Genomic DNA, 12,052 nt, shown 5'->3' on the forward strand with positions numbered 1-12,052 from the left:
AATGTTTGTACTGAAACCTGAATTGCCTGACTGACACCTAGAAAAGGAAGATTGCGATGAATGCCAAAGCCACCTCCGCCAGCGACAACTGGTATGCGACCGTCGAAAAAACCAGCCAGACCGACGACGAACGCATCAAGGACATCACCGTGCTACCCCCTCCCGAGCATCTCATCCGCTTCTTCCCCATCCGCGGCACCGCCGTCGAGACGCTGATCAGCAAGACCCGCAAAAGCATCCACAACATCATCCAGGGCAAGGACGACCGCCTGCTGGTCGTCGTCGGCCCCTGTTCCATCCACGACCCCATGGCGGCGCTGGACTATGCCCGCAAGCTGGTCGAGCAGCGCAAGAAGTACGAAGGCACGCTGGAAATCGTGATGCGCGTCTATTTCGAGAAGCCGCGCACCACGGTTGGCTGGAAGGGCCTGATCAACGACCCCTACCTCGATGAGACCTTCCGCATCGACGAGGGCCTGCGCATCGCGCGCCAGTTGCTGATCGACATCAACCGCCTGGGCCTGCCGGCCGGCAGCGAGTTCCTGGACGTGATCTCGCCGCAGTACATCGGCGACCTGATCTCCTGGGGCGCGATCGGCGCGCGCACCACCGAAAGCCAGGTGCACCGCGAGCTGGCCTCGGGCTTGTCGGCGCCCATAGGCTTCAAGAACGGCACCGACGGCAACATCCGCATCGCCACCGACGCCATCCAGGCGGCGGCGCGCGGCCACCATTTCCTGTCGGTGCACAAAAACGGCCAGGTCGCGATCGTGCAGACCAACGGCAACAAGGATTGCCACGTGATCCTGCGCGGCGGCAAGGCGCCCAATTACGACGCGGCCAGCGTCGCAGCGGCCTGCAAGGAGTTGGAAGCCTCGAAGCTGCCGGCCACGTTGATGGTGGACTGCAGCCACGCCAACAGCTCCAAGCAGCACGAAAAGCAGGTCGAGGTTGCGCGCGACATCGCGGGCCAGGTGGCCGGCGGCTCGCGCCACGTGTTCGGCCTGATGGTGGAAAGCCACCTCACTGCCGGCGCGCAGAAGTTCACCCCAGGCAAGGACGACTCGAAAGCGCTGGAATACGGCAAAAGCATCACCGATGCCTGCCTGGGCTGGAACGATTCACTGGACGTGCTGGAAATCCTGTCGGCCGCCGTGCTCAAGCGCCGCGCGGCGAAGTAAAGCTGCTTGCGGGTTTGTGCGAATAGCCGCCACACCCGCAAGTCGCCGACCATGGGCACCTGATCAGGAGCACATCATCATGCGCAGCGAAGTCAGTGTGAGCTTCAAGGACAGCCCGCCCGTGCGGCTGGACCTCAACGAAGTGCAGCCCATGCCGCACGACGTGGCACGCTGGTGGCTGGACGACCAGTTCACGCAGATGGGCTGCGAGCCGTTGCGGCCCACCGGCAAGCTGCTGACCGCCGACAAGGTCGTGGTGGTGGCCCAGGCCGCCGGGCCGGCGAAGTTCGCCGAGGCCAAATGGGCGCAGGAGTTTGCCCGCGCGACCAGCGCGGCGCTGGCCAAGCCCGTCGTGCATATCGACGTGGCCGCTCTCACCATCAGCTACTAATTAGATAGAGCTCGGCGCTCAGGTCTTGAGCGCCTCCAGCAATTTGGCGTGAATCCCGCCAAAGCCCCCGTTGCTCATGCACAGCAGATGGTCGCCAGGCCGGGCCGCTGCCTTGACCTGTTCGAGGAGCTGGTCAATGGTGCCGGCGACCTGGGCGCGTTCGCCCATGGGCGCCAGCGCGGCGCGCGCGTCCCAGTCCAGTCCGCCGGCGTGGCAGAAGGCCAGGTCGGCCTGCTCCAGGCTCCAGGGCAGCTGGGCCGTCATGGCGCCCAGCTTCATGGTGTTGCTGCGTGGCTCAAAGATGGCAAGGATGCGCTCGGCGCCCCGGCCGGCGCTTTGCAGCTGGCGGCGCAGGCCGTCCACCGTGGTGTGGATAGCGGTGGGGTGGTGGGCGAAGTCGTCATAGACGGTGATGTCGCCGCCCTTGCGCGGGATCACGCCGCGCACTTCCATGCGGCGCTTGACGTTCTGGAATGCCGCCAGCGCCAGTGCCGCGGCCTCGGGCGCCACGCCCACGTGCTCTGCCGCCGCGATGGCGGCCAAGGCATTGAGCTGGTTGTGCACGCCGCTGATGCCCCACTTCACATGGGCCACGGCCTCGCCGGCCTTGAGCACGTGGAAATCGTGCGGCTCGCCGTGGGCCGTGAAACCGGCTTTGTTCAGCAGGCCATTGCCAAAGAGTAGCTGCTCACTCCAGCAGCCCTGGGCCAGCACGCGCTGCAGGCTGGCCTCGGCCGCGTTGACGACCACGCGGCCCTGCGAGGGTACGGTGCGCACCAGGTGGTGGAACTGCCGTTCGATGGCCGCAAGGTCGTCAAAAATGTCGGCGTGGTCGAACTCGAGGTTGTTCAGCACGGCGGTGCGCGGCCGGTAGTGCACAAACTTGCTGCGTTTGTCGAAAAACGCGGTGTCGTATTCGTCGGCCTCGATGACAAAGGTGTTGCCTTCGCCGAGACGGGCCGAGACACCGAAATTGAGCGGCACGCCGCCGACCAGGAAACCCGGCTTCAGCCCGGCATGCTCGAGGATCCAGGTCAGCATGGCCGTGGTGGTGGTCTTGCCGTGCGTGCCGGCCACGGCCAGCACGTGGCGCGGGCCGGTTGAGTGGTGCGTGGGGTGGTGCAGAACATGGCCCGATAGCCATTGCGGGCCGCTGGTATAGGGCTTGCCGCTGTTCAAGATAGCTTCCATCAGCGGGTATTTGGGCGTCCCATCGGCCAGCCGGGCGCGCGAGATCACGTTGCCGACCACAAACACGTCGGGCTCGAAGGCCATCTGGTCCGCGCCGTAACCCTCGATCAGTTCGATCCCCAGGCCGCGCAACTGGTCGCTCATGGGCGGGTAGACGCCGGTGTCGCAACCGGTGACTTTATGCCCCGCCTCCCGCGCCAGGGCGGCCAGGCCGCCCATGAAAGTGCCGCAGATTCCCAGAATATGTATGTGCATGGGCCTGTATTCTAGGCAGGGCTTTTTGCCGGCCCAATGCCGCCGGGGCAGTGGGCTGTGGCGGGCGGTGAACTTTAGGGCCAGATGGGCGCCTAACAGGGGCACAATCGCTTCGCTGCCCTCGTATCTTTCCTGGCCTTCGGGCCTGCCGACCGTGATCCCCCACACCCTCAAATCCGAAATCGCCGCTACAGCCGCCGCAATGGTGGTCGAAGAAGGACTCGAATACGGCCCCGCCAAACGCCGCGCCGTCAAACAGATGGCGCTGCCGGCGCGCACCGAACTGCCCGGCAACGATGAACTCGAAGACGCGGTGCGCGAATACATCGCGCTTTTCTGCGCCGACACCCAGCCGGCCGAGCTGGCCGCCCTGCGCGAGCTGGCCCTGGTCTGGATGGAGCGCCTGGCGCAGTTCCGGCCTTACCTGGGCGGCGCGGTGTGGCATGGCACGGCGACACGGCTGTCCGACATCTACATCCAGCTTTTCTGCGATGACCCCAAATCGGCTGAAATCGCACTGATTGAGCACAATGTGGACTACGAGCCGCGCACCGTCACCGGTTTTACCGGCGACAGCGTGGAAGCGCTCAGCCTGCGAAGTGTGTGCAAACCTTTGAATGAAACGGTGGGTGTGCACCTGATGGTCTACGACCATGACGACTTGCGCGGTGCCCTCAAACCCGACGCCAAGGGCCGGACGCCACGGGGCGACCTCGCCGCCGTGCAAAAATTATTGACTTCCCAAGCCGGAGCTTCAGACACGTGAATCGCAGAAACATGCTTTATGGCAGCGCCGCCGCCATAGCCGGAATTGCCGGCGCCACCATGGCCTGGTGGAAATTCCAGCCGCACCAGGTGGATGCAAGCCCGACTGGGGCGGGTGTCGTGGGCACGGCGGGCGGCGCATCCGACGCCTTCTGGAGCCTGAACTTCGACACGCCCGACGGCAAGAACCTGTCCATGAGCAGCTTCCGCGGCAAGCTCTTGCTGGTGAATTTCTGGGCCACCTGGTGCCCGCCCTGTGTCGAGGAATTGCCGCTATTGGATTATTTCTACCAGGAAAACCGCGATAAAAACCTGCAAATAGTCGGTTTGGCTGTCGACCAGCCGAGCGCGGTGCGGACCTGGCTGCAAAGCAAGCCCCTGCATTTTCCGGTCGGCATGGCCGGCCTGGGCGGGACGGAACTCAGCAAGTCGCTGGGCAACATCGCCGGCAGCCTGCCGTTCACGGCGGTGTTCAGCGCGTCGGGCGAACTGCTGCATCGCAAGATCGGCAAGGTCCTGCCTGAAGACCTGGCGCAGTGGGCCAAGCTCACCTAGCCGGCCGATACGGCTTTCGTTGCGAAATCCTCGTTAACCTGCGGTAACAAGCTTCTAACAGCAATATCTGAGCCCCATCCAGGGAAACAAAGCCAGCCGCCAGACGGTTTGGAATGGCCTCCGGCTTGATGTACACTCTGCGCTTTCCCGGGGAAAGCCGCTTGGCTGCTCCCCGCAGTAATTAACTGATAAGCGCTTTAAAGCGTAAAAGCAGAAAGTAAGTGAAAAAAGAAGGAAGATCGGTGGCCGCGTCAAGTGCGCCCTGTTTCCGGCCTTTCAGTCAAAAGCTGCGCCGAGATCCCGCGCCAGCATCTACCTTCGTTGGAGAGAACCCATGGATTTAAGAAAACTCAAAACCCTGATCGACCTCGTCTCGGAGTCCAACGTCTCCGAGCTGGAGATCACCGAAGCTGAAGGCAAGGTGCGCATCGTCAAATCCAGCGGCGCCCCCGTCGTGATGCAGCAGCCGGTTGCCATGGTAGCAGCTCCCGCAGCGGCCCCGGCCGCCGGTGCGCCTGGTGCTCCGGCCGCCGATGCGGCGCCTGCCGCCCCGGCCGGCCATGCCGTCAAGTCGCCCATGGTGGGCACCTTCTACCGCTCGGCCAGCCCTGGCGCCAAGCCCTTTGTCGAACTCGGCAGCGTGGTCAAGGAAGGCGAGACCATCTGCATCATCGAGGCCATGAAGATCCTCAACGAGATCGAAGCCGACAAGTCGGGCACGGTCACCAAGATCCTTTCGGAAAACGGCCAGGCTGTCGAATACGGCCAACCCCTCTTCATCATTGAATAAGCGGGGCTGAGCGCCTCCTTTTCAAACCAGGCTTACCGACGCATGTTCAAGAAAATACTGATCGCCAACCGCGGGGAGATCGCTTTGCGCATCCAGCGCGCCTGCCGCGAGCTCGGCGTGAAGGCCGTGATGGTCTATTCCGAGGCCGACCGCGAAGCCAAATACATCAAGCTGGCGGACGAATCGGTCTGCATAGGCCCGGCGCCCTCCAAAGACAGCTACCTCAACATGCCCGCCATCATCTCGGCGGCCGAGGTGACGGATGCCGAAGCCATCCACCCCGGCTACGGCTTCCTGAGCGAAAACGCTGACTTCGCTGAACGGGTGGAGAAAAGCGGCTTCAAATTCATCGGCCCCTCGCCCGAATCCATCCGCATCATGGGCGACAAGGTTTCGGCCAAGCAGACCATGATCAAGGCCGGCGTGCCATGCGTGCCCGGTTCCGAGGGCGCCTTGCCTGATGACCCGGTCGTCATCAAGCGCACCGCCAAGCAGGTCGGCTACCCCGTCATCATCAAGGCGGCCGGCGGCGGCGGCGGGCGCGGCATGCGCGTGGTGCACACCGAGGCGGCCCTGCTGCACGCGGTGCAGACCACCAAGGCCGAGGCCGGCGCAGCCTTCGGCAATCCCGAGGTCTACATGGAGAAATTCCTGCAGAACCCGCGGCACATCGAAATCCAGATCCTGGCCGACCAGCACAAGAACGCGGTCTGGCTGGGCGAGCGCGACTGCTCCATGCAGCGCCGCCACCAGAAAGTCATTGAAGAAGCGCCGGCGCCCGGCATTCCGCGCAAGCTGATCGAGCGCATCGGCGAGCGCTGCGTCGCTGCCGTCAAGAAGATAGGCTACCGCGGCGCGGGCACCTTCGAGTTCCTCTACGAAAACGGCGAGTTCTACTTTATCGAGATGAACACCCGCGTGCAGGTGGAGCATCCGGTCACCGAGTGGATCACCGGCGTGGACATCGTGCGCACCCAGATCATGGTGGCGGCCGGCGAAAAACTGCCGTTCGCCCAGCGCGACATCGAACTCAAGGGCCATTCCATCGAATGCCGCATCAACGCGGAAGACCCCTACAAGTTCGTTCCCTCGCCGGGGCGCATCACGACCTGGCACACCCCCGGCGGGCCGGGCGTGCGCGTGGATTCGCACATTTACGCCAACTATTTCGTGCCCCCCAACTACGACTCCATGATCGGCAAGATCATCGTGCACGGCGATACGCGCGAGCAGGCCCTGGCCCGCATGAGCACGGCGCTGGCCGAAACCGTGGTTGAAGGCATCAACACCAACATCCCGCTGCACCGCGAACTGATGGTGGACGCCAAGTTCATGGACGGCGGCACCAACATCCACTATCTAGAAGAGTGGTTGTCGAAACGTGAGAGATGACCCCCACGGTCGCTCACTTCGTGTAGCTTCCTGCCCCCCGAGGGGGCCGCTGCGCCTGCGGCCCGGCAAAGCCGGTTCCGCGGCCCCTGCTTGCAGGGATTGCCATTGTCGAAACCAACCAGTGCGCCTACACAATGTTTGAACTGATCCTGCTGGCCCCTGTCGACGAAGTCGAGACCCTCAGCGAGGCGCTGGACGCACTCGATGCGCTCAGCGTGTCGGTGGAAGACGCCGACGCCCAGACGCCGGCCGAGCAGGCGCTGTTCGGCGAACCGGACATGCCGCCGCCCAAGGCGGGCTGGGAACGCTCCCGCATCGTTTCGCTGTTTGCCACCGAAGCCCTGGCGCGCGACGCGGCCGGCGTGCTGTCAGCCCAGGATTTTTTCACGGGTTGCCGCGTGGTCGCCATCCAGCCCGTGCCCGAACAAGACTGGGTGCGCCTGACGCAGTCGCAGTTCGAGCCGGTGGACATCACGCCTGAATTCTGGATCGTGCCGACCTGGCATGAACCGCCCGCGGAGGCCAAACAGGTGATTCGCCTGGACCCGGGCCTGGCCTTCGGCACGGGAACGCACCCGACCACACGCATGTGCCTGCGCTGGATCGCGAGCCGGGCCGACCAGGACCTGGGGCGCGTCCTCGACTACGGCTGCGGCTCGGGCATCCTGGCCATTGGCGCGGCGAAGTTCGGCGCAACCGACATCGACGCTGTCGACATTGACCCGGCCGCTGTCGAATCGACGCGCGCCAATGCAGACGCCAACCATGTGGTACTCAATGCCGGCTTGCCCGAAAAAGCCTTGGGCCAGTACCGCACCGTGCTGGCCAATATCCTGGCCACGCCGCTCAAGGTGCTGGCGCCGCTGCTGTGCGCGCACGTCGAAAAAGGCGGCCACCTGGTGCTCGCCGGCATCCTGGAGCGCCAGGCCGACGAGCTCAAGGAAGCCTACGCTCCTTATTGCCAGCTCAGCGTGCATGACACGCAAGAGGGCTGGATCCTGATGACCGCCCGGTTCTGAGCCGGCACCGGCCGTCGCGTATGGCGGTTTCCGGGCCGTCGGCGGCAGGCGCCACCCCTACAATACAGCGCTAAATGAGCCTGATTACGCGCTGCCCCGCTTGCGGCACGATGTTCAAAGTCGTGACCGACCAACTCAAAGTCTCACAAGGCTGGGTGCGATGCGGGCATTGCGCCGAAGTGTTCGATGCGTCGGCCCATCTGCTGCCGCGCGACATGTCCTCGCTGACCGCTCCTGCGGCCGCGCTGCTCGACTCGGTGCCCGACACGACCGCCGCGCCCCTTCCGGTTTTTGACGCGCCGACCCAGCCCCAAAGCCTGCCCGAGGCCGATCCACCGGTGGCGCCGTCCCGGCAGGAATGGGCACCGGCCCGCTCGTTTGCCGACAGGGCACCGCTCAGGCCTTCCAGCCCCGGCTGGGAAGATGCCCAGGACAGTGCCGCCGATTTTGATCCCGTGCGCTGGAAGCAGGCGCAGCAGGAACGCCAGCACGACCCGCTGGAGCTGCCCGCCGAATCACTGCCCGACGCGCCGCTCCCGCGCCAGTCTGCCGTGGTGCGCGAGGAGGCCATCGAGGACGATTCCAGCTTCGCCTATTCGGACGTGGATTCCGGCATGCCGGGGCGGCCCGTGGAACACGACGTGTCTTTTGTGCGGGAAGCGCGGCGCAAGGCCTTCTGGCGAAAGCCGCTGACGCGCTGGTCACTGGCCCTGCTCTCCTTGCTGCTGCTGGCCACACTGGTGGCGCAATGGGCGGTCCAGCAAAGGAATACGCTGGCCGCGCTGGAGCCGGGGCTGTTGCCGGCGCTGCAGGCGCTGTGCGGCCCGCTGCACTGTGAGGTCCGCCCGCCGCGCCATATCGAGGCGCTGGTTATCGACAGCTCCAGCTTCAACCGGATAGGCCCCGACGCCTACCGCCTGAGCTTCACGCTCAAGAACACCGGCGTGACGGTGCTGGAAATGCCCTCGCTGGAAGTGACCCTGACCGATACCCAGGACCAAGCCGTGGTGCGCCGCGTCCTGGCGCCGGCGCAGTTCGGCGCCAAGGCCGCGACGCTGGCGGCGCAGTCCGAACTGGCGGGCCTGGTCATCATGAAAGTCCCGGGTGATGCTTCCGCGTCGCCCCCTTCCTCCTCTTCGTCCTCTCCTTCCGCGCCCGCAACCCTGCGGGTGGCGGGCTACCGTGTCCTGGTTTTTTATCCCTGATTGAAACGAGAAAATCAATGTCCGCTGTTATCTGTGGTTCCCTGGCGTTTGACACCATCATGAGCTTTGAGGGGCGCTTTTCCGAGCAGATCCTGCCCGACCAGCTGCACATCCTCAACGTGTCCTTCCTGGTGCCGGCGCTGCGCCGCGAATTCGGCGGTTGCGCCGGCAACATCGCCTACAGCCTGCGGCAGCTGGGCGGCACGGCCCTGCCGATGGCGACGGTCGGCAGCGACGGCGCCGAGTATGTGGAGCGCATGAATACCCTGGGCATCAGCACCGAGTTCGTGCGCCAGGTCAGCGACACCTATACCGCGCAGGCCATGATCATGACCGACCGCGACAACAACCAGATCACGGCGTTTCACCCCGGCGCGATGATGCAGGCCCATGTGACGCGCATCGCGGCGCGGGGCGACATCAAGCTGGGCATCATTTCGCCCGATGGGCGCGACGCCATGCTGCAGCATGCCGAGCAGTTCAAGGCGGCCGGCATCCCCTTTGTGTTCGACCCGGGCCAGGGCCTGCCCATGTTCGACGGCAAGGAGCTCTCGCATTTCGTCGAGCTGGCCACCTGGGTCACGGTCAACGACTACGAAGCCAAAATGCTCTGCGACCGCACCGGCCTGTCCTGCGCTGAATTGTCCAGGCGCGTGCAGGGCCTGGTGGTGACGCTGGGCGCCGAAGGCTGCGAAGTCTGGATTGACGGCGAGAAAACCCTGGTGCCACCCGTGAAGGCCGAGGCCGTGGTGGACCCGACCGGCTGCGGCGACGCCTTTCGCGGGGCGCTGCTGTTCGGCCTGGAGCAGGGCTGGCCGCTGGCGCGTTGCGCCGCGCTGGGCAACCGGGTCGGTGCGCTGAAGATCGCGACGCGCGGCGGCCAGAACTACACGCTGACGGCCGCCCAGATCGCGGGCTGAAGCTCGCCTCTTCTCATCAACCAGGCGAGCCATCCTCGCCCGCCGCTTTCACCAATACATCCCACGCGGCACGGCCGGTCGCCGCGGCGCTCACGCGCAGCTGCTTGCGCCGGGAAGTCTCTCCGCGCGCCAGTGTGACCGCCTGCTGTGGAATGCCCAGGCAGCCGGCCAGCCATTTCACAAGCGCCTGGTTGGCCTTGCCGTCCACGGGGGGCGCCTGCAGCCGCAGGCGAAGTGCCTGCCGGCCGGTTTCGCCGTGCAGGCCCGCAACCTGGGTTTTGGCGGCATTCGGCACTACATGCACGTCGACCAGCACATCGCCGTTCTTTTCCGTCCGCAGAAAAGCAAGGTCAGGCAGTGGTGCGGGCGAGGTCATGGTTGAGCAGGGCAGGCAATCGGAAGAATGAGGGAGTGGGCCGGGCATGAAAAAAGCCCGACATCTTTCGATATCGGGCTCTAAGCAGAATTACCTTACTGCTTACGGCTTGCTGGCTGTCGGAAACGGCCAGGCCGCTTGCGGGTTCAGAGTCGTCTGAGCCGCAGGCGCAGCCGCGGCAGCGGGCGCCTTGGCAGCAGGTTTTTTCGCGGCTTTCTTCGCAGCGGGCTTTTTCGCTGCTTTCTTGGCGGCAGGCTTCTTCGCAGCGGCTTTCTTGGCCGCTGGTTTCTTCGCTACCTTTTTCGCGGCCTTCTTGGCTGCCGGCTTTTTCGCTGCAGCTTTCTTCGCTGCTGGCTTCTTGGCCGCTACCTTCTTGGCTGCTGGCTTTTTCGCTGGCGATTTTTTCGCAGCTGGCTTTTTGGCCGCTACTTTTTTCGCTGGAGCTTTTTTAGCCGGAGCTTTTTTCGCTGCTGCTTTTTTCGCAGGAGCCTTCTTAGCCGCTACTTTTTTCGCAGGGGCTTTCTTCGGAGCAGCTTTTTTAGCCGCAGTTTTTTTCGCAGTTGCCATAGTTTTCTCCTTGATCACGTTGCAAAGAGCACTTCACGGTTGGAGTACGTAAAGCGATTCACGGCGTTGGGCCCCGGATAAACCGGTCCCAGCGCCGCGAACACAGGAGCAAAGCCCAACGCGCACTCTGCGGTGCTGTCATTGGTCATTGCAATTCTAGAAATCATTGTCGGCTTGTGTTGCGCGTCTTGTTCAATCAATCCCAGGAAAGGGCACCACCGGATTGGTACTCGATCACGCGGGTTTCAAAGAAATTGCGTTCTTTTTTCAGGTCGATCATTTCGCTCATCCACGGGAATGGATTCTCCTCGTTGGGGAAGAGAGTTTCAAGTCCGATCTGCGTGGCGCGGCGATTGGCGATGTAGCGGAGGTAGCCCTTGAACATGGATGCGTTGAGGCCGAGCACGCCGCGCGGCATGGTGTCTTCGGCGTAGCGGTACTCCAGTTCGACGGCTTTCATGAACAAGGCCTTGATCTCGGCCTTGAACTCCGCCGTCCAGAGATGGGGGTTCTCGAGCTTGAGCTGGTTGATCAGGTCGATGCCGAAATTGCAGTGCATGGACTCGTCGCGCAGGATGTACTGGTACTGCTCGGCGGCACCGGTCATCTTGTTCTGGCGGCCCAGAGCAAGGATCTGCGTGAAGCCGACGTAGAAGAACAGGCCTTCCATCAGGCAGGCGAAGACGATCAGCGACTTGAGCAGGGTCTGGTCGGCTTCGGTGGTGCCGGTCTTGAAGTGCGGGTCGGAGATGACTTCAATGAAAGGGATCAGAAACTGGTCCTTGTCCTTGATGGACTGGACTTCGTTGTAGGCATTGAAGATCTCGGCTTCGTCCAGGCCCAGCGACTCGGTGATGTACTGGTAGGCGTGGGTGTGGATGGCTTCCTCGAAGGCCTGGCGCAGCAGGAACTGGCGGCACTCGGGCGCCGTGATGTGGCGGTAGGTGCCCAGCACGATGTTGTTGGCGGCCAGCGAATCGGCGGTCACGAAGAAACCCAGGTTGCGCTTGACCAGGCGGCGTTCGTCTTCGGTCAGGCCGTTCGGGTCTTTCCAGAGGGCGATGTCGCGCGTCATGTTCACTTCCTGCGGCATCCAATGGTTGGCGCAGGTGGCGAGGTATTTTTCCCAGGCCCATTTGTACTTGAACGGCACCAGCTGGTTGACGTCGGTCTGGCCGTTGATGATGCGTTTGTCGGAAGCTTTGACGCGCTGTGCCTTGGCGGGTTCTGCAGAGACAGGAGCCGAAGGGGCTGCGGCTTGCGCAGGTGTGAATGCGCCGTCGTTGAGCATGCGCACTTGCGCCTGGGGTTGCTCAACAGCGTTAAAAGAAAGAGGCGGAAGTTCCATCGAGCGGCCTTCGGGCGAGCCGCTGTTTTGAGATGTTTGCAACGATGGTTTGACTTCTTCGTCCCAGGTCAACATAGAGGTTTCCAATACTGTGGGA

13 protein-coding genes are annotated in these 12,052 nt (G+C 63.6%); 9 read left to right on the forward strand and 4 right to left on the reverse strand.

The features are described from left to right. Positions 1-56: 56 nt before the first annotated feature. Both AC1D1Y_RS12895 and AC1D1Y_RS12900 read left to right on the forward strand, forming a co-directional pair. On the forward strand, positions 57-1,181 hold the full coding sequence (locus tag AC1D1Y_RS12895; protein ID WP_477682673.1) for a 3-deoxy-7-phosphoheptulonate synthase: 1,125 nt from the start codon (positions 57-59) through the stop codon (positions 1,179-1,181). A gap of 79 nt (positions 1,182-1,260) precedes the next feature. Further along, the gene (locus AC1D1Y_RS12900; RefSeq protein ID WP_477653001.1) at positions 1,261-1,572 is read left to right on the forward strand and encodes a hypothetical protein; all 312 of its coding nucleotides are present in this window, start codon (positions 1,261-1,263) and stop codon (positions 1,570-1,572) included. A gap of 18 nt (positions 1,573-1,590) precedes the next feature. Here the strand turns inward: AC1D1Y_RS12900 and mpl are convergent, their stop codons facing one another. Continuing rightward, positions 1,591-3,018 (reverse strand): UDP-N-acetylmuramate:L-alanyl-gamma-D-glutamyl-meso-diaminopimelate ligase, encoded by a 1,428-nt coding sequence (gene mpl, locus AC1D1Y_RS12905; RefSeq protein WP_477682674.1) that lies wholly within the window; start codon positions 3,016-3,018, stop codon positions 1,591-1,593. 202 nt (positions 3,019-3,220) lie between these two features. Between mpl and AC1D1Y_RS12910 the strand changes: the two genes are divergently transcribed. The 7 genes from AC1D1Y_RS12910 to AC1D1Y_RS12940 all read left to right on the forward strand — a co-directional run bounded on the left by AC1D1Y_RS12910 (position 3,221) and on the right by AC1D1Y_RS12940 (position 9,664). Then, positions 3,221-3,784 (forward strand): hypothetical protein, encoded by a 564-nt coding sequence (locus AC1D1Y_RS12910; protein ID WP_477682692.1) that lies wholly within the window; start codon positions 3,221-3,223, stop codon positions 3,782-3,784. Further along, positions 3,781-4,338: a TlpA disulfide reductase family protein gene (locus AC1D1Y_RS12915; protein ID WP_477677772.1), complete on the forward strand. Its 558-nt coding sequence runs from the start codon at positions 3,781-3,783 to the stop codon at positions 4,336-4,338. Before AC1D1Y_RS12910 ends, AC1D1Y_RS12915 begins: the two co-directional genes overlap by 4 nt. 334 nt (positions 4,339-4,672) lie before the next feature. Then, positions 4,673-5,128, forward strand: a complete 456-nt coding sequence (accB, locus tag AC1D1Y_RS12920; RefSeq protein ID WP_477682675.1) for an acetyl-CoA carboxylase biotin carboxyl carrier protein — start codon at positions 4,673-4,675, stop codon at positions 5,126-5,128. A 42-nt stretch (positions 5,129-5,170) separates the two neighbouring features. Further along, positions 5,171-6,520: an acetyl-CoA carboxylase biotin carboxylase subunit gene (gene accC / locus AC1D1Y_RS12925; protein WP_411877990.1), complete on the forward strand. Its 1,350-nt coding sequence runs from the start codon at positions 5,171-5,173 to the stop codon at positions 6,518-6,520. A 134-nt stretch (positions 6,521-6,654) separates the two neighbouring features. Continuing rightward, on the forward strand, positions 6,655-7,539 hold the full coding sequence (gene prmA / locus AC1D1Y_RS12930; RefSeq protein WP_477682676.1) for a 50S ribosomal protein L11 methyltransferase: 885 nt from the start codon (positions 6,655-6,657) through the stop codon (positions 7,537-7,539). A gap of 74 nt (positions 7,540-7,613) precedes the next feature. Further along, positions 7,614-8,744 (forward strand): DUF3426 domain-containing protein, encoded by a 1,131-nt coding sequence (locus AC1D1Y_RS12935; RefSeq protein WP_477682677.1) that lies wholly within the window; start codon positions 7,614-7,616, stop codon positions 8,742-8,744. A gap of 17 nt (positions 8,745-8,761) precedes the next feature. Further along, positions 8,762-9,664: a carbohydrate kinase family protein gene (locus AC1D1Y_RS12940; protein WP_477682678.1), complete on the forward strand. Its 903-nt coding sequence runs from the start codon at positions 8,762-8,764 to the stop codon at positions 9,662-9,664. Positions 9,665-9,680: 16 nt separating this feature from the next. Here AC1D1Y_RS12940 and AC1D1Y_RS12945 read toward each other — a convergent pair whose 3' ends face one another. From AC1D1Y_RS12945 to AC1D1Y_RS12955, 3 genes are all read right to left on the reverse strand, one after another. Beyond that, entirely contained in the window at positions 9,681-10,040 is a 360-nt protein-coding gene (locus tag AC1D1Y_RS12945) for a DUF167 domain-containing protein (RefSeq protein ID WP_477682679.1), read from the reverse strand. A 102-nt stretch (positions 10,041-10,142) separates the two neighbouring features. After that, entirely contained in the window at positions 10,143-10,607 is a 465-nt protein-coding gene (locus tag AC1D1Y_RS12950) for a histone H1-like DNA-binding protein (protein ID WP_436156449.1), read from the reverse strand. A 196-nt stretch (positions 10,608-10,803) separates the two neighbouring features. Then, positions 10,804-12,030, reverse strand: a complete 1,227-nt coding sequence (locus tag AC1D1Y_RS12955; protein WP_477653008.1) for a ribonucleotide-diphosphate reductase subunit beta — start codon at positions 12,028-12,030, stop codon at positions 10,804-10,806. Positions 12,031-12,052: the final 22 nt, after the last annotated feature.

The sequence above is a fragment of the Polaromonas sp. P1_G1 genome, from assembly GCF_056405595.1.

Coding starts and splice junctions, on each gene's coding strand:
- AC1D1Y_RS12945 (WP_477682679.1), bottom strand. CDS start 10,040: ATGACCTCGCCCGCACCACTGCCTGACCTTGCTTTTCTGCGGACGGAA.
- AC1D1Y_RS12950 (WP_436156449.1), bottom strand. CDS start 10,607: ATGGCAACTGCGAAAAAAACTGCGGCTAAAAAAGCTGCTCCGAAGAAA.
- prmA (WP_477682676.1), top strand. CDS start 6,655: ATGTTTGAACTGATCCTGCTGGCCCCTGTCGACGAAGTCGAGACCCTC.
- AC1D1Y_RS12895 (WP_477682673.1), top strand. CDS start 57: ATGAATGCCAAAGCCACCTCCGCCAGCGACAACTGGTATGCGACCGTC.
- AC1D1Y_RS12955 (WP_477653008.1), bottom strand. CDS start 12,030: ATGTTGACCTGGGACGAAGAAGTCAAACCATCGTTGCAAACATCTCAA.
- AC1D1Y_RS12935 (WP_477682677.1), top strand. CDS start 7,614: ATGAGCCTGATTACGCGCTGCCCCGCTTGCGGCACGATGTTCAAAGTC.
- accB (WP_477682675.1), top strand. CDS start 4,673: ATGGATTTAAGAAAACTCAAAACCCTGATCGACCTCGTCTCGGAGTCC.
- AC1D1Y_RS12910 (WP_477682692.1), top strand. CDS start 3,221: ATGGTGGTCGAAGAAGGACTCGAATACGGCCCCGCCAAACGCCGCGCC.
- mpl (WP_477682674.1), bottom strand. CDS start 3,018: ATGCACATACATATTCTGGGAATCTGCGGCACTTTCATGGGCGGCCTG.
- accC (WP_411877990.1), top strand. CDS start 5,171: ATGTTCAAGAAAATACTGATCGCCAACCGCGGGGAGATCGCTTTGCGC.
- AC1D1Y_RS12940 (WP_477682678.1), top strand. CDS start 8,762: ATGTCCGCTGTTATCTGTGGTTCCCTGGCGTTTGACACCATCATGAGC.
- AC1D1Y_RS12900 (WP_477653001.1), top strand. CDS start 1,261: ATGCGCAGCGAAGTCAGTGTGAGCTTCAAGGACAGCCCGCCCGTGCGG.